Below are 16,089 nucleotides of genomic sequence, written 5' to 3'. Positions count from 1 at the left end.
CCGCGAACGCAGATGTCAACGGCGCTCGTAACATTTTAGCGGCAGGACATGCCGTGCTTGCCTGTGGAGGGAGGGTGCAGTCAGGCCGCCTGTCGAAGCAGGAACCAGACACTGAGCAATCAGTCGTCACCCACTAACGGGGATCCCCCTCCTGAGTCACGAAGTGCGAAGGTGGGGGAGGATGTCAAGTATGAGTTCCTGTTTATTGACTAAATCGATATTGCGACCAACTCGCTTTAAGTCACGTAGTGCACATTCAGGTTTGGCGAGTCTTAAAGGGCGGCCTGTTTGCGTGATACTGGCTAAAATATCTTCCTGTTGGCGTTTAGTATGGGTGAATTCAATAGTGCCAAGTGGAGTGTAATAAACACCTTTCCTGCCTGTTGTCATCACGGTGAGTCTGTCGATAGGGATCTGTGAAATGATCCCATATTCACTTAATGCGGATTCAAGGCTAACGTAGTTGTACTCACCGCGTCGTAGTGCTTTGGCGATATGTTCAATGGTGTAACTATCGCGGCTGTGAGCAAAGTTAAATAGATAAACTCCGCGTACAGGCCGCGAGAGCACCGATTCTTTAACTAGGCGATTTAAGCCTGCCTGAAGTGTTTTAGTGCCATCTTCAGGAAAGATTTTTCTGAGATCGGCAAGGGTGAAGATATATCGTCCTTTTTTGTCCCAGTCAGTTAATCGATTAAGTGCAGTGGATCTATCCATTAGTAGACAGTAGCTCTATGTATTCGTGGTTTTAATGTTTACTTAATTAATGATAGTTTTATTTTAAGTAGACATTAAAACTACATTATTATGGTGTTAATGTCCACTTAATGCGCTTGATCAAAAATAGTGAAGGAGATTCGTATTTCACTAGCGTAGTTAAATTATTCCAATAACTAATTGATATTTAATAAATTGTTATAAGGAGATTTTCTTTATTAACTAAACTTAAATGCAACGTGAAATCAATAATATTAATCAGCAAAAATTCGACTAAATCCCTCAGCTAAATCATCAATCAAATCCTGAACATTCTCCAGCCCGATATGCAGGCGGAATAAGGAGCCTGTTTTTTGTGGGATAGGGTATTGGCGCATCATTTTTATCTCTTCTGGTTGATAACCTAGAATCAAAGACTCAAAACCGCCCCATGAGAATGCCATTTTAAAATGGTGAAAATTATCCAGATAATTTGAGAATTGTTGGTATGTTAACCTTTCTTTCAATTGAAAAGAGAACAGGCCATTACAGCCACTAAAATCGCGGATAAAATTATCGTGACCAGGGCAGGAGGGTAGGGCTGGATGATAGACTTCTGCAACTTCGGTTCTTTGTTGCAACCAGCGCGCTATTTCTATACTGCTTTTTTCATGCTGTTTCAGGCGAATCGCTAAAGTACGTAGTCCGCGACTTGCCATATAAACCGTATCGGCATCGGCCATTTGTCCCATCAAATAGGAATTTTCCCGCAGTTGTGTCCAACAACGTTCGTTAGCTACGGCAATACCTAACATGGCATCTGAATGACCAATAATATATTTGGTGCCGGATTGAATAGAAATATCGATGCCAAACTCTAGTGCTTTAAACAGCACACCCGCAGCCCAAGTGTTATCTATCATAATGACGATATCTGGATTGACTCGCCGTACAGAGCGGACAATCGCCGGAACATCTTGTACTTCCATGGTGATTGAGCCTGGGGATTCAAGAAACACCACTTTAGTATTGGGCTTAATGAGTTTAGCAATCTCCTCACCAATCATAGGATCGAAATAATCGGCAGTAATATTCATCCGTGACAATATTTTGTCACAAAAGGCTTGTGTTGGCTCGTAAGTCGAACCGGTTAATAGAATATGATCACCGGTAGCAGCGAAAGAAAGAATGGCATTACTGATTGCGGCAACACCAGAAGGGTAAAGCATACAGCCTGCACCACCTTCCAGTTCAGTCATTGCTTTCTGAAAGGAGAAATGGGTTTGTGTACCCCTACGACCATAAAATAGCTCGCCATTGGCGCAATTCTTTGTCGCCCGCTTTTTGGATTCCACAGAATCGAAAATTACAGAAGATGTTCGCTGAATGATCGGGTTTACTGCACCTTGAGTAAATTTATGGCTTCTGCCTGCACTAACTAATGAAGTCTCCAATTTTTTTTCTGTCATGATACATTGCCACTTAATTTCGATTTTTGAAATGGTGTAAAAAACATGGTTAACACGTTAAAAGATTTAGTTCTTTTTGTACAAAGGGATTAGATCAACTTGACGAAAATTCATCTGATAACCTGTGAGTGGGGCCTCTTTAACTTTATTTTGTGAAGGGGTAACACTTTTTTATTAAACAATAATGATAATTACTATCAAATCACTTAATGTCTGATATTATCAGCCTGCATTTTTACTCATCTGGATCTGGTGAAAGATGAGAGGAGACTCAGGGTAAATTAAGGTTAGCGAGATGACGAAAGGCAATTCACAGCTAAATAACAAGGTTTATAAGAAAGGGAGCAAAGGCCAACTGATGCGTAATTTGACTGCTTCAATAATATTGGCGTTCGGACTGACAGGCACAGCACTGGCTGATACAGCACCAGCATCCGCAACAGACAACAATCCTACGGCAAAAACCGCACAGGTTGCTGCGCCTGCTCCGACAGCTACCGCCGCAGCTTCAGATACGACTGTATCGCAAGCAAATCAGGTCGCTCCACAAACTGCGCTTGCTACAGAGTCTACCCAAGTGGCTCCGGTTGTCACTGATGCTGGTTTATCTGACGTTCCAGCGGATCAAGCCAACCTTTCTAGTGGCTTTGCAACCGATCTATCTATTTGGGGCATGTATCAGAATGCCGATGTTATTGTGAAAACCGTTATGATTGGTCTGGTGATTGCCTCTGTTATTACCTGGGCTCTGTTCTTCTCAAAAGGTGCTGAATTGCTGGTGGCTGGTCGTCGTTTACGTAAAGAGCAATTGGCGCTGGCGGAAGTTAAGAGTCTTGATCAGGCTGCTGAAATTGCAGAAGGTTTCAGTAAACTTAGTATCAGTCGTTTGCTGTTGAGTGAAGTACAGACAGAACGCCAGTTATCTTCTGAGAGCATTGATTTGAACAGCACTAAAGAACGTGCTTCTTTCCGTCTGGAGCGCTCAGTTGCGGCTATCAGCCGTTATATGGGGCGTGGTAATGGTTATCTGGCGACTATTGGTGCGATTTCTCCTTTCGTTGGTCTGTTTGGTACGGTGTGGGGCATTATGAACAGTTTTATCGGTATTGCTCACTCACAGACAACTAACCTTGCAGTTGTTGCTCCGGGTATTGCAGAAGCTCTGTTAGCGACTGCTCTTGGTTTAGTGGCGGCAATTCCAGCTGTTGTGATCTATAACATTTTCGCTCGTATGATAGCTTCTTACCGTGGTCAGGTTGGTGATATGGCGGCCCAGTCATTATTACTACTTGGCCGTGACTTGGATTTGGCAAATAGCAAGACAAGGTGATTTATGGCAATGCGTCTTAATGAAGATTTAGACGATAGTGGCGAATTGCACGAAATCAACGTCACACCGTTTATTGACGTGATGTTGGTGCTGTTGATTATCTTCATGGTAGCAGCACCACTGGCAACCGTTGATATTAAAGTGGATTTACCTGCTTCGTCGGCAAAACCGCAACCTCGCCCTGAAAAACCGGTATTCCTGACGGTTAAGGCTGATCGTCAGCTTTATGTCGGTGATCAGCCGGTAGATCATGATACTTTAGCGGCGGTATTGGATCAGACAACCCAATCTAATAAAGAGACAACCATCTTCTTTCAGGCTGATAAAACCGTGGATTATGAAACACTGATGAGTGTAATGGATTCTCTGCGTAAATCTGGTTATTTGAAAGTGGGATTGGTAGGGATGGAAGCGGTTTCATCGGGTTAGTTTCCCACTAAGTAACCGCGCTGAGAAGCGCGGTTCAGATAAAACGAATAGGTAGCTTGTGTAGTAAGCAAGTTACCTGACAGAGTGAAGCGCTGATATATGATCTAGCAGCCGTTCCAGAGGATATACAGCTCGAATCACAACCTCATCACGCATTTGTGCGCTGTGATCTAATAGCTGTTTCGCGTGTTGCCGTTGCTGTGTCGTCAATGTTTTTCCTGACTGTAGACTGTCCAGTATCTGTAGCCCTAGCCCGGCAATTTCATTCACATCTTTAGCCACAGGGATAAGCTCGCGCATCATATAATTGGCTTCCACGATTTTCATTAACGGCTCATGATTATCCTGCCAGCGCTGTAAACGGTGACGTAACGCTTGCATAGCCTGATAATCTTGACTGTTGGTCAGTAACCGGCTGACTAAGCCATCCATCTCCCTGACCACCTGACTTTCAGGTCCTAATGCATCTGCAAAACGGTTCAGTGGTTCATACTGATGGTAATTACCGGCTTGGGATTTGACATGATGACGAGAATAGTACTGAGCGGGTTCTACTGCTTCTGCAAGGATCTGCAACGGCCCAATATCAGTACTGTTTGCCAGACGCATCATAACCCGAGCGCTGTTTGCTTGCTGTTGTAAACCGACAGAAACAGATGTCCATGTGTCCATTGCTTGCAAGCGCTGATACATACTCTGTTCGTCGGTAATATTTTTTGCAGACCACAGCCGTTCAGCCACTGCGAAAGCTCGTGGCCATAGTTTTATATCTAGCAATTCGGCGGTAACATTTTCTGACCATAAAGCCGCTTCACCTCCCAGAATATTGACCATATTGTGGGCATTGGGAACGATTGGTTTGTTACCTTGTGGTACATTGATTAGGCGTTCACCGCTAACAGGATAGCGAACGTTACCTACCAGAATATAACCGGTAAGCGTCTTCGTATCCTGATCGAGCTGAACAATGGGGGTAGTTTCTCCCATCCAACTGTCAACGGTAAATTTTACCGTTTGATCTTTCCAGACGATGTCACTGATTGCCCGGCGTGATTTCCCGGCAAAATCAATGAACCCGCGCCAATTCTCTCTGTTGTGAATCAGGGTAAAACGGCCTTTTACTGGGCTGCCTTTTAAGCGAGGCATGGTAAATGACCAACTTTGCGCATTTTCCCCTTTCATCACTGTATCGTTGATACTTAATGGACGGGGTAAAATTTCATTACGGTAGTGATATGCTGTACTCTGAGGTTGATCGAGATAGAAGCCGGTCGATAAGACTCCATGATAGCCGTCGTCTGATGTTTTACCTAAAGAATCTTGTCCCTGCCATGATTGGATCACTATGGAACGTGGTAATGCCGGATGGTAAATTTCATCCCAGCCTACCATCCGACGTTTATGTTTCTGTAAAATTTTTTCTAATTCCTGATTGAAATAGGCGTGCAGTGCATAGGAATCCGGCAACCCCTTGTCTTGCATAAAAACCTGTACTTTTCCTGATGATTTCCATTGGGAATCATCTACTTCATCACCGCCAATATGGATATAGGGATCAGGGAAAATGTCGGCAACTTCAGCAATCAGCGTGTCAGCAAATTGATAAACTTGCGGATTACTGGGGTCTAAAGTTGGTTTATGCACTCCCCAGTGACGTTGCATCTCGTAGGGTTGAGTGATACTGATTAATTCCGGATAGGCAACGGCAACCGCTGAAGCATGTCCCGGTAAATCAATTTCAGGCACTACCCTGATCCCTAATTTTGCAGCATAGGCAACCACATCACGCATCTCTTGTTTGCTGTAGAACAGCCCGTCATTGGCTAATTGCTGTAGTTTAGGGTAGTGGTCAGAGGCAAAACGCCATCCTTGATCATCGGTCAGATGCCAATGGAAAACATTCATTTTGGCTGAGGCCATACCATCCAGTTGCCGCTTTATTGCACTGACAGGAATAAAGTGTCGGGCGGAATCTAATAACAGGCCACGCCATAAAAAACGCGGTTTATCTGTGATCTTAACCAGGGGTAGCCAAGTACCTTTAGCATCGTTTTGCAACAATTGTAGCAAGGTTTCCATACCTCTCATTGCACCAAAGCGGGTGGCCGCTAGTAGTTTGATTCCATGGTTATCAATAGTCAGTTGATAGCTTTCATCGTTACTGAGCTGAGGCACTATGGCCGTTTTATTAGCAATTTCTATCCTGATAATTGCTTCACTGTGAGTACTTTGTGGCAGTAATATCCAGCCAGTTTGTGCTTCAATTCGCTGGCGCCAGTATGATATCGCGTCAGGCATTTCATCACCGGTGATTTCAATTTTTAGTGTGTTATCAATATTCAGACGTCCTTTTTGCACTGAAATATTTTGTGGCCACGGCATAAGAGGAAGGCTATCTAAAGAAATAGAGATTGACGGAAAGCTACAGCTTAAAGCAGTGGCTAATAAGAGACAGCGAAAAGGAAATTTCATCAGTTTCCTCCGTGCAGTATTGGGCAGAATGCAAGATGGTGTTTGTTAATTAACCTGAATTCTGGTTAAGCCGTTACTTCCTGCCGTGAGCATCGCTAAGATTTGAGACTCAAGTCAAGATGCTGCTTGCTGGATGTAAAAATCTTTCTGGCACATAAAGATCATAATTATTAAAGCGACAGTATTCTTCCAATTGTTGAACAGACCTAACACCAACCTTTCTGTATATTTGTGCCGTATAGTGTTCAACAGTACGATAAGAAATGTTTAATATTCTGCCAATTTGTTTACTGGTATATTTATGTAAAGAGAGAAAAATGATATCCCATTCCCGTTGGGTAAATAAATTAGTCGGTGGTTGAAATATAATAGAAGCGGGGAGCTTTCCATGAAATAGACGGGTTAATGAGAAATCCTGAACTTCCCATCCGTGGAAAATGACTCCGACACATTCGTTTTCATCATTATATAGTGGGTATTTTTCACAAAAATGAGATGATAAGAATTTATTGTTCCCATACATATGTGTTTCAAGCGAACATACTGTTGTTTCACTCTTCATTACACTTTGATCATGAAGAACGAATTCTTTTGCAAACTCAGCTCCATCCCAAGGAAGTTCATAATCATACCGTCCTTCATAATTAAATGAATCTGGGAGATTTTCAAGATGCTTAAGTGCCAGATTGCCATAAATAAAGCATGAGTTTTTATCTTTTATTCCCCAAGGGTCGTTACTGGCTTCCAATGTGTTAATTATTTGAGGTGAAATGATTACTTTATTATTCATATCATCGTTCCTTATCATGTTTGAATTACATTAATCAGCTTAGTTCTCTACTCCCAACAGTGACAAATCTTTCAGGGACATAGAGATCAAGTTTATGTTCTTTACAGAAATCCTTTAATTCCGCATGTAATGGCAAATTGAATTTTTGGTAAATTGATTGAATATGATTAACCACATCTTCGGGACTTATCATTAATTCTTCACTGATTTTCTCATCATCCCATGAACGCAGGGTTAGAAAGAGAACTTCCCATTCAAGTTGCGTCAGCGTGTCATTAGGAGGGGTGAATTCCAGCGTTGCCGGAGAGGTTTTTTCATAATAATAAGCAGTAGAAAAGTTTTGAGGTTTATACATATGAAAAGTGATCCCAATACAATTGCCATCTTCATCACAAAATGGATATTTATCACAGAGATAAACTTGTTTAACTTTACGTTCTCCAAATGAGTGAGTTTCCATTGAAGTTACTCGTTGCATAGTCTGAATAACTTTTTGATCCTGACGGTAAGATTCCTCTTCATATTCTGCAATAGGTGAGGGTAATTCACCTGCAGTAAGCCCTGCAATGTCGAAATCTTCAGGTAAGTCAATAAGTTGGTAAAAAGCAGGGTTGGCATAAATAAATCTTGATTGAAGATCTTTTACCCCCCAAGGGTCAATACTTTTTTCCCACATGTAAATTAATTGTGGAGTGATATTATTCGGTTTATTTTTCATATTTGACATAGTAACTCCTTAATTATTATTAAATCATTATCTGAATGAATTGTTTTCTGGTTATACATAAAATAACTTAAGTATATAATATAGTATAACAATTACCCAGAAAAATATTACATGTTGATTAATTTTATAGTGTTATTATAAATAACAAATAATATAATCAAAAATATCATTTCTATTGAAAATATTTAAGTGGTTTATTCTTCCAGTTAAAAATTGCACGTACATAACATCACAATTTGTTAAGATGAATTGTCTTATAAAGATATGAGATATTATGTTGTTATATGTTACATGAGAATTTTTAAATTTGGTGTGATCATTTAGCGGTTTTTCTTCTACACGTGCATTAAATAAGGTTGTTCATAAAAGGCCACGATCTTTCTTAAAATTTTAGCTTTATTGATTGCTATAGATTTTTATTTGTATTAAGTACCCAATTAAGGCTATTAATGTTGTCAAATCGAGATGATATGAATAATTCTTTATTATCATAATGTGTCTCAGTTCCTACGACAGGCAGCCCATCTCCACTTTTAAGCCACGTAACATTGACATTGAGACATTCACTGATTACGTCTATGTACTTTTGTTGATTTGCCCTGAAAGAAGTTTCGGAATATAACCAGCTTCACCTTGCATGCTGATTCGATGAACTCACTTAGAACTCACTTAGTGGGTGTCATTCCTCGCAACTGGAGAGCTTCTTTAAGACATTCATTAAAGTATTTCATACCCTTCCAGCATTCCCAAAAATAACTAAAATTTTTTAACATTCTGGTATTCTAAAAAGAACATTTAAAGTTCAATTTTGAATAATTAGAGTTAATTTGTGACCTTTTTGTCGTTAGACATAACATTTTCCATTCGGAGAATATTTGGCTGTACTTGGCGGGGTTTAATGTCTTAGTACAGCTATTTTTTAGCATTCCGCGCCAGTGCGGACTCAGGGAAAAAGCTGTAGAAATAAATATATACCCTATGGATTTCAAGATGTATCGCGACGGCAAGGGAGCGAATCCCCAGGAGCATAGCTAACTATGTGACTGGGGTGAGTGAGTGCAGCCAACAAAGAGGCAACTTGAAAGATAACGGGTATAAGAATATCAATTTGAAGAGAGTATGAATATAGCACCTTGAATAATCAAACTGAGGAGAAAGGAATGATTGTAAAAAACGACTGGCACCCAGCGGATATTATTGCGGGACTTAAAAAACGGGGAACGTCGTTATCTGCTGTTTCAAGAGAAGCGGGTCTTGCATCATCCACGTTAAGTAGTGCACTGCATCGACCATGGCCTAAAGGTGAACAGCTCATTGCTACCGCTTTGAATTGTGAGCCTTGCGAAATATGGCCAAGCAGATATTTTAAATGAATTGCTATTTTTAAAATTAACATGAACTTCTCATATAAAAATTAATGAGAGGAAACTCATTACCTGATTACCTGATTACCTGATTACCTGATTACCTGATTACCTGATTACCTGATTACCTGAAATTTTTCGTGTGGAAAGCTTCAGGTATGATAATAGAATTAAAACAGGGCTATTAATGCCCTGCTTTATTATCGTGCTCTGGTTAAAATTTTTTATTTTATAGAGTCAATTGAACTAAACCGTCGATTGCCTTTTCAAGATAGGCACGAGGACAACCTAAGTTTATTCTGATAAACCCTTTCCCCTTATCGCCAAAACTCAATCCCATTGAAACGGCTATTTTAGCTTTTTGTAATAAGGCCCGTTGTAAAATATCATCATCTAAGCCTAAATCGCGACAATCCAGCCAGGCCAAATATGTACCTTCCGCTTTGGTCATTCGGCACCAGGGAACGGCAGACGCTAAAGCCTGCTTGAACCAGCAACGGTTTTCTGCCAGGTAATGCTGTAGTTCATCAAGCCATACATCTCCATGTTGATATGCTGCTGTAGCCGCAGCCATAGATAGCGCGTTGAATACATCTAGTCCATGAGCATTCAACCGATCGATAAAGGCACGTCGAAGTTCGGGATTTGGAATGAGGAAATTTGATATACGGAGTGATGAAAGTCCAAATGCCTTACTTGTTGAGGTGGCGGCAATGACATTATCATGCCATTCACTCCCCAGATGCAGGATCGATGTGAATGTTTCTCCAGGTAAAACTAAATCAGCCCAAATTTCGTCAGAAATAACGGTCGTACCGTGCTGTTTGCAGAGTATTAATAGCCGAGTCAGCTCGTTACGATCCCAGCATCTGCCAGTAGGATTATGTGGGTTACATAACAATAGCAAAGGTGGTCGGTGTTGCTCTAACACTTGCTCTAAATGAGCATAGTCAATTTTATAACCTGCCGGACTTTCAAGTAGAGGATTTTCAACAACTATCCTGCCGTTCATGGTGATAATTTTGGCGAACGAACTATAATAAGGTCCTTGTATAATGACTCCCTCACCCGGCTTACTCAACATTTGTATCAGTAAAGCCAGCCCAGGTACGACACCTTCTGTTGTAGTGAACCAATCTCGGTATAAGGTCAACTGATGGCGTCTTGAAAACCAGTCTATTACAGCCTGGTAATAGTGATCGTCGCGTTCGCTATAACCGAAAATACCGTGGCCAACTCGTGCGTATAATGCTTGTAAGACCTCTTCCGGACATCGGAAATCGAAATCAGATATCCACATTGGAAGAAGGTCAGTCTTATTTAAATCCAAGTAACGATTTAAAAAGTCCCACTTAACAGAGTTTGTATTGTGGCGATCGATTATCTGGTTGAAATCAGGCGATTTCACGTTGGGCTTCCTTTTTATTCAGGGAATTTTCTGGTGTGACTCTTGCAATACCAAAACCGGTAAAGCCGTAGATAAGAGCCAAAAAGACGGCAGCATAGCACTGGATAGCCCAGGGCAGTAGCTCAAGCGTACTGACACCTAATGTAGTCGCCATATAAATGCCGGCAGCAGTCCAGGGGATCAACGGTTCTATGACGGTACAGCCATCTTCTATTGTTCGTGACAGATTTTTATTATCCAGTCCCATGCGACGATAAGCCCCTTTGAACAGTTCCGCCGGGATGAGGAGAGCCAACTTTCCGTTGCAGGTTGCACCCGTTACTAGAATAGTTGTTGCTAGGGTTGCAGCGATAAGTTGCCCTGTTGTGTGAACAATTTGTAGAAGCCGGTTAATGATGATGGTCAAGGCACCAGTGAGTGCTAAAGCGCCGGCGAACGCGAATGCACAAAATGCAAGCAGGATAGTACTCATCATCGATAACATACCACCACGATTGAGCAGACGGGGGACATCGCTAACGACTCCGGTGATGTTGTGTCCCTGATCAAAGAACATTGAGAGATTGAAGCCGTCTATCAACGCATTAAGGCCCTGTTTAAGGGTGAACCCTTGGAAACCTATACCAAGTACAATAGCCAATGCACATGCTGCCAGCATGACTGGTATCACCGGACGTTTTGTTATTGCTCCCCACAAAACCAATATCGGTGGCAAAATCAACAATAAATTGAAGTGATACAGGCTTTCAAGAGATTGAACGATTTCTGTGACTTTTTCAGGTGTTGCCACGCTACCTGTCAAGCTTGTATGACCAGCAATAAAATAAACAATAGCGGCTAAAACAAAACCGGGAATAGTGGTATACATCAAATGTTGAACATGGCTGTAAAGATCAGTATCAGCAACGATGGCAGCGAAGTTAGTCGAGTCAGATAACGGTGAAATTTTATCACCGAAATACGCGCCTGAAACAACCGCGCCCGCCGCTGCCGCCAAAGACACATCAAGGCCAGCGGCGACTCCCATCAGAGCGACGCCAGCTGTTCCGGCTGACCCCCATGACGTACCGGTACAAACTGAGATAATGCTCGTGATAAAGAAAGCAGCAATCAGTATGTATTGAGGGTTAATCAGTTTTAACCCCCAATACATCATATAAGGTATGGTTCCGCTGAACATCCAGGTCCCAATTAACCCTCCGACGCAAATCAGTATCATCATCACCGGCATTGCCTTGGCTAGCTTTGCTACAATCGCATCAATAATGTCATTCCAACGATAACCTTGCCAATATGCCAAGGCTGCTGTTATTCCTGCTGATATGAGTAATAAAGATTCAATGCGTAAATTCAGTTGACCATATCCAATAACCAATAGTAAGAGCATTGCTGCGATTGGCAGTATAGCGAGTCCCAAATTAAGCTTTTTCTTATCATCCATATAAAAACTCCAGTTTCAGATAGGTTGTTGAAATAGAATAATGAATTTATTTCGAATGAGATGTGACAGAGATTACTTGTTCATGTAATTGGTTTCATGAGATGTGAAATATGATCTGTATATCACTTTTACTCTTATGTTGATGTGCAATGCTTTTTATTACCCTATAGGAGAAACGGAATCTCTGATGACAAGTTGGGCTGAGAACATATTCATCTGTGGAGTTATTTCTTTTTGGGTACTGAGCTGTAATGCCAAATTAGCCGCCTGCTGGGCCATTCGTTCTATTGGGTTGTGTATGGTAGTTAAGGATGGATAGAGATATCGGGCCGGGACAATATCATCAAACCCAACAATCGACAGTTGTTCCGGTAATTTGATTTTCCGTTGATGTAGGGATCGCATCATACCGGCAGCCATGACATCATTAAATGTTACTGCCGCAGTAAAGCCGATGCCGCTCTCTAAGAGCTTTTCTGCTGCAAGTTCTCCACCCCTTTCATTGAATGCAACACTAATAATCCAATCGCCAGGTACTGTGATACCCGCATTAGTCATTGCAGCACGATATCCCTCCAGGCGGTACCTTCTATTATCAATCGGTAGATCTGCTGTTACATAAGCAATTTTTCGATGACCGTTTTGAAGAAGATAGTTGGTAGCCGCCTGAGAAGCACTGACATTATCTAACCAGATGCATCGGTTGGCGATAGCGGGGAAATATCGATTGATAATCACCAATCCTGGTGTATGAGCTGCATAACGTAATACGTCTATATCACTCATCATACTAATATGCGCTACTATTGCTTCGCATCCCTGATTAATTAAAAAATCTAAGGCAGATTTCTCAAGTTCAGCTTGATATCCTCCATTACAAACCATCAACTTTACCTCTTTCTGCCTAGCAACTTTTTCAACTCCGTGTGCCAAAAGGGAAAAAAAAGGATCAGCTAGGTTGCCAGTGAGTAAACCCAACATATTCCCGCATCGTTTTGCTAGTGCAAGTGCGGCAAAATTACGGTGATAATTGAGCTTACGCATTGCTTTTTCTACACGCTCCCGGGTGCCTGGTTCGACGTAGGTCGTGTTGTTGATGACGCGGCTTACAGTGGCTACAGATACTCCAGCTTGATATGCTACGTCTTTCATCGTGGTCATGTTCTCTCCCCAGCAGTTATGTAAAATAAATCATATCCCGATTATATAGAATAAGAGCGGTTGGGAATATGAATTGGATTCTCAATGTACCGACGATAAAGATCTTAACAACCCAATCTACGACTTGGCTTTGAAAATGAGCTATGAAGCTGATTTACGTCATGGATTTATTGAGTGTCATATTCTGTCACTTGCCCTGATTAAGTGACAGAATATATGGAACGCAGGGAGCATTCTTAATCCAACAAAAAATGGCCAATAGATTGAAAGTATTTTGGTGGAATATATAGATCATAGTTATTCTTTTCGCAAAATAGCTTTAATTCAATCATTGAGCCGATTGATAATTTTTCATAGATACGTTGAAAATACTTTTCCACAGTACGGCATGAAATTTTTATTTCATTAGCAATACATTGATTACTGATGCCGCGGCAGAATAAAAAGATTATTATCCACTCTTTTTCTGTCAATATATTATTAGGGGGTCTAAGCTTAACAGATATAGTTGTATCATTTTTAATATAATGATGTACTGAAAGATGATTTATTTCTTTAATGTGACAAATTATTCCAATACATTGATTATTTTCATCCATTAATGGGTATTTTTCACAAAAATAGGGCTTGAGTTGTTGGCTATCGCTTTCAAGATAAGTCCCGATAGATGATATTCGGTTCATAGTCTGTAAAACCTTACGGTCATGCTCTTCAAAAAGGTGAGCAAGATGATTAAACGGTGTAGGTAATTCTTTAGCCGTATATCCCGTGATATTAAAGTGTTCAGGTAACTTACTTAGTTTAATAAATACTTTATTTGCATATATAAAACGAAGTTTCTTATCTTTTACAAACCATGATTCATGACTTCTATCCCACATATTTGTTAACTGAGGGGTAATTTGACTCATATATGACCTTCAATAATCATTGGGTATAAATAGAATAATATTTTAACAATCAGCAAAAACAGCCAGTCGTTCTATAGGGATATAGTATTGCTATGATCTTAACAGCATGAGTGGTCCCAGATTAAGATTGTACCTAATCATACAGTTCAAACTCCAGTTTCGAATTGTTTGTTACAATAGAGTAACGAATTCATTTTAGATGGAATGTGAGATAAGTTTGCTGTTCATGTAACCGGTTTCATGAGATGTGAAAATGTGATTTATATATCAATTTTTGATCTTGCTTATAATCGAGTAGCTGTAATAACCACTAATTTTATAGGTGAATATTTTAATGGATATTCTTAATATCACACCTGGCTAAAATGTCCCGTAAGAGTCTATATATTTCCATTTCAAACTGGAAAAAATTGGCCTCCAAATAGTGAATCAAAGAGTGTAGAGTAATCTCATTGAAAAAAGAGGGATAACCAATAAATATCTATTTTATTGGCGTCGTGCTGGTAAGTTTTCTATCAGGAAATAAGCGACAGAATTAACATATTCATCCGTAATTATCTATACCCAATGGATTTCAAGATGAATAGAAGTTAGCCCTAAGGTTAAACTACCTATCAGTAACCATGTGAAATTAGCAGCTTTGGCACATAAGATAAGGCTGACTATATTGCCGATTAAGAGGCAAAAAATCAGTTTTCGACGGTTTAGCGTATCACCAAGCGGTCCAAAAAAGAGAAGTCCCGTGGCGTAACCAATCTGAGTTAGTGTCGCGATCCAACCGGATATTGAACCGTTAACGCCAAAACTTGCACTAATTGCTGGTAATAATGGTTGGTTATAATAAATATTAGCAACAGCAAAACCGCAGGCAGCAGATAATAAAATGAGAGAAACGGAAGAAATAGGGTTTGATTTAATTACGGTATTTGACATGGGAACTCTCAGCATTTGGCTGGAATTATGATGGGATGATTTTGGCACTATCCGAAGATCGAGGGAATAAGGATAACGAACGAAATTGTTTTGCATAAAATGCAAAAATGATAGCGCTACCAGATATTGTGTATTATTTTTAATATATGAAGTGTTTGAATATTCGAAGGTAAAAATTGTGATGAAAGATTTATTACGTACCGATATGCTAACAACATTCATTCATGTTGCCCGCTCACAGAGTTTTTCTGCCGTTGCTCGTTTACAAGGTATGGCTGCATCTTCTATCACTCGTCAAATAGACAATCTTGAACAGATGCTAGAGACAAAACTATTCTTTCGCTCTACCCGTGGCTTATCACTGACTGATGCAGGGGAGATTTTGTTTTCAAGGGCGCAAGATATTATCAATGATCTTGTCGATGTCCAGGCTGAGTTAGCGGCGTTGAATGGCGAGCCGCAAGGGACATTACGCATAGCTTGCCTGCCAACGTTTGGGCGTCAGCATATTATTCCGATGCTGGCAGAGCTATTTACGCGATATCCTAAAATTCAGGTTGAACTTGATCAAACAGAACATTTGACAGATCCCGTTAGGGATCGTCTCGACGCCGTTATTCGAATTGGTGAATTAAAAGACAGCACGCTTTATTCAAAACGCATCTCTACACAAACTTGGATTATTTGTGCCAGCCCAGATTATATTCAAAGGCATGGAATGCCGACAACACTTACTGAACTGGGTGAACATTATTTACTTGATAAACATCATGACCCCGCTAGTATTTGCTGGTCTCGCTATCGAAGTGCTATTAACTTCAACGATGATAACAGGATTTTTCGCAGTGATGATTTTGAAACATTGAGAATGGCCGCGGTTAATGGATTTGGGGTAGGGCTTTTGCCTAATTGGGTAGTATCGACAGATATTTATTCTGGAAAACTGATGCCTTTATTC

The 16,089-nt window shown here is 40.7% G+C and carries 15 protein-coding genes and 1 pseudogene; 6 read left to right on the top strand and 10 right to left on the bottom strand.

Features of this window, described 5'->3' with window-relative positions; all coding sequences use genetic code 11:
* A pseudogene (locus tag C5469_RS23835) lies at nt 1–137 on the top strand (RNA-guided endonuclease InsQ/TnpB family protein); the annotation flags it as partial.
* Between the two features lie 19 nt (nt 138–156).
* Here C5469_RS23835 and abiEi read toward each other — a convergent pair.
* Together abiEi and metC are read right to left on the bottom strand one after the other, a co-directional pair.
* The gene (gene abiEi / locus C5469_RS21040) at nt 157–717 is read right to left on the bottom strand and encodes a type IV toxin-antitoxin system AbiEi family antitoxin (protein WP_166310480.1); all 561 of its coding nucleotides are present in this window, start codon (nt 715–717) and stop codon (nt 157–159) included.
* Between the two features lie 254 nt (nt 718–971).
* On the bottom strand, nt 972–2,165 hold the full coding sequence (metC, locus tag C5469_RS21035; protein WP_166310478.1) for a cystathionine beta-lyase: 1,194 nt from the start codon (nt 2,163–2,165) through the stop codon (nt 972–974).
* A 295-nt stretch (nt 2,166–2,460) separates the two neighbouring features.
* Between metC and exbB the strand changes: the two genes are divergently transcribed.
* On the top strand, nt 2,461–3,495 hold the full coding sequence (gene exbB / locus C5469_RS21030; RefSeq protein ID WP_422615873.1) for a tonB-system energizer ExbB: 1,035 nt from the start codon (nt 2,461–2,463) through the stop codon (nt 3,493–3,495).
* A gap of 3 nt (nt 3,496–3,498) precedes the next feature.
* Nucleotides 3,499–3,924 (top strand): TonB system transport protein ExbD, encoded by a 426-nt coding sequence (gene exbD / locus C5469_RS21025; protein ID WP_166310476.1) that lies wholly within the window; start codon nt 3,499–3,501, stop codon nt 3,922–3,924.
* A gap of 72 nt (nt 3,925–3,996) precedes the next feature.
* On the opposite strand, the gene C5469_RS21020 is transcribed toward exbD, so the two are convergent.
* The 3 genes from C5469_RS21020 to C5469_RS21010 all read right to left on the bottom strand — a co-directional run bounded on the left by C5469_RS21020 (nt 3,997) and on the right by C5469_RS21010 (nt 7,913).
* A complete protein-coding gene (locus C5469_RS21020; RefSeq protein WP_166310474.1) occupies nt 3,997–6,396 on the bottom strand; it encodes a beta-N-acetylhexosaminidase in 2,400 nt (799 codons plus the stop codon).
* Between the two features lie 109 nt (nt 6,397–6,505).
* Entirely contained in the window at nt 6,506–7,186 is a 681-nt protein-coding gene (locus tag C5469_RS21015) for a helix-turn-helix transcriptional regulator (RefSeq protein ID WP_166310472.1), read from the bottom strand.
* Between the two features lie 34 nt (nt 7,187–7,220).
* Nucleotides 7,221–7,913, bottom strand: a complete 693-nt coding sequence (locus tag C5469_RS21010) for a PAS domain-containing protein (protein WP_166310470.1) — start codon at nt 7,911–7,913, stop codon at nt 7,221–7,223.
* Between the two features lie 1,160 nt (nt 7,914–9,073).
* Here C5469_RS21010 and C5469_RS21005 point away from each other — a divergent pair.
* Entirely contained in the window at nt 9,074–9,286 is a 213-nt protein-coding gene (locus C5469_RS21005; protein ID WP_166310469.1) for a helix-turn-helix domain-containing protein, read from the top strand.
* Between the two features lie 220 nt (nt 9,287–9,506).
* Here C5469_RS21005 and C5469_RS21000 read toward each other — a convergent pair whose 3' ends face one another.
* The 3 genes from C5469_RS21000 to C5469_RS20990 form a co-directional block, all read right to left on the bottom strand.
* Complete coding sequence (locus tag C5469_RS21000; protein ID WP_166310467.1) at nt 9,507–10,685, bottom strand: PatB family C-S lyase; 1,179 nt, start codon at nt 10,683–10,685, stop codon at nt 9,507–9,509.
* On the bottom strand, nt 10,672–12,126 hold the full coding sequence (gene nhaC, locus C5469_RS20995; RefSeq protein ID WP_166310465.1) for a Na+/H+ antiporter NhaC: 1,455 nt from the start codon (nt 12,124–12,126) through the stop codon (nt 10,672–10,674). Before nhaC ends, C5469_RS21000 begins: the two co-directional genes overlap by 14 nt.
* Before the next feature lie 159 nt (nt 12,127–12,285).
* Nucleotides 12,286–13,287, bottom strand: a complete 1,002-nt coding sequence (locus C5469_RS20990; protein ID WP_166310463.1) for a LacI family DNA-binding transcriptional regulator — start codon at nt 13,285–13,287, stop codon at nt 12,286–12,288.
* Nucleotides 13,288–13,360: 73 nt separating this feature from the next.
* Here C5469_RS20990 and C5469_RS24135 point away from each other — a divergent pair, with 73 nt between their 5' ends.
* Entirely contained in the window at nt 13,361–13,495 is a 135-nt protein-coding gene (locus C5469_RS24135; protein WP_278249784.1) for a hypothetical protein, read from the top strand.
* Between the two features lie 28 nt (nt 13,496–13,523).
* Here C5469_RS24135 and C5469_RS20985 read toward each other — a convergent pair whose 3' ends face one another.
* Both C5469_RS20985 and C5469_RS20980 read right to left on the bottom strand, forming a co-directional pair.
* Entirely contained in the window at nt 13,524–14,198 is a 675-nt protein-coding gene (locus C5469_RS20985; RefSeq protein WP_166310461.1) for a helix-turn-helix transcriptional regulator, read from the bottom strand.
* A gap of 558 nt (nt 14,199–14,756) precedes the next feature.
* Nucleotides 14,757–15,131, bottom strand: a complete 375-nt coding sequence (locus C5469_RS20980) for an MFS transporter (RefSeq protein ID WP_242689546.1) — start codon at nt 15,129–15,131, stop codon at nt 14,757–14,759.
* Nucleotides 15,132–15,312: 181 nt separating this feature from the next.
* On the opposite strand from C5469_RS20980, the gene C5469_RS20975 reads away from it, so the two are divergent.
* A partial coding sequence (locus C5469_RS20975; protein ID WP_166310459.1) for a LysR family transcriptional regulator occupies nt 15,313–16,089 on the top strand: 777 nt, incomplete at its 3' end.

Origin of the sequence: Photorhabdus cinerea (genome assembly GCF_011189575.1) — a bacterium.
GTDB lineage: Bacteria > Pseudomonadota > Gammaproteobacteria > Enterobacterales > Enterobacteriaceae > Photorhabdus > Photorhabdus cinerea.
Note: the sequence above shows the minus strand (reverse complement) of the source record. Positions and strands in the feature narration are given on the sequence as shown.

What these genes read in the sequence shown, in the direction of transcription:
- abiEi (WP_166310480.1), bottom strand. Translation starts at nt 717, where the DNA reads ATGGATAGATCCACTGCACTTAATCGATTAACTGACTGGGACAAAAAA.
- metC (WP_166310478.1), bottom strand. Translation starts at nt 2,165, where the DNA reads ATGACAGAAAAAAAATTGGAGACTTCATTAGTTAGTGCAGGCAGAAGC.
- exbB (WP_422615873.1), top strand. Translation starts at nt 2,461, where the DNA reads ATGACGAAAGGCAATTCACAGCTAAATAACAAGGTTTATAAGAAAGGG.
- exbD (WP_166310476.1), top strand. Translation starts at nt 3,499, where the DNA reads ATGGCAATGCGTCTTAATGAAGATTTAGACGATAGTGGCGAATTGCAC.
- C5469_RS21020 (WP_166310474.1), bottom strand. Translation starts at nt 6,396, where the DNA reads ATGAAATTTCCTTTTCGCTGTCTCTTATTAGCCACTGCTTTAAGCTGT.
- C5469_RS21015 (WP_166310472.1), bottom strand. Translation starts at nt 7,186, where the DNA reads ATGAATAATAAAGTAATCATTTCACCTCAAATAATTAACACATTGGAA.
- C5469_RS21010 (WP_166310470.1), bottom strand. Translation starts at nt 7,913, where the DNA reads ATGTCAAATATGAAAAATAAACCGAATAATATCACTCCACAATTAATT.
- C5469_RS21005 (WP_166310469.1), top strand. Translation starts at nt 9,074, where the DNA reads ATGATTGTAAAAAACGACTGGCACCCAGCGGATATTATTGCGGGACTT.
- nhaC (WP_166310465.1), bottom strand. Translation starts at nt 12,126, where the DNA reads ATGGATGATAAGAAAAAGCTTAATTTGGGACTCGCTATACTGCCAATC.
- C5469_RS20990 (WP_166310463.1), bottom strand. Translation starts at nt 13,287, where the DNA reads ATGACCACGATGAAAGACGTAGCATATCAAGCTGGAGTATCTGTAGCC.
- C5469_RS20985 (WP_166310461.1), bottom strand. Translation starts at nt 14,198, where the DNA reads ATGAGTCAAATTACCCCTCAGTTAACAAATATGTGGGATAGAAGTCAT.
- C5469_RS20980 (WP_242689546.1), bottom strand. Translation starts at nt 15,131, where the DNA reads ATGTCAAATACCGTAATTAAATCAAACCCTATTTCTTCCGTTTCTCTC.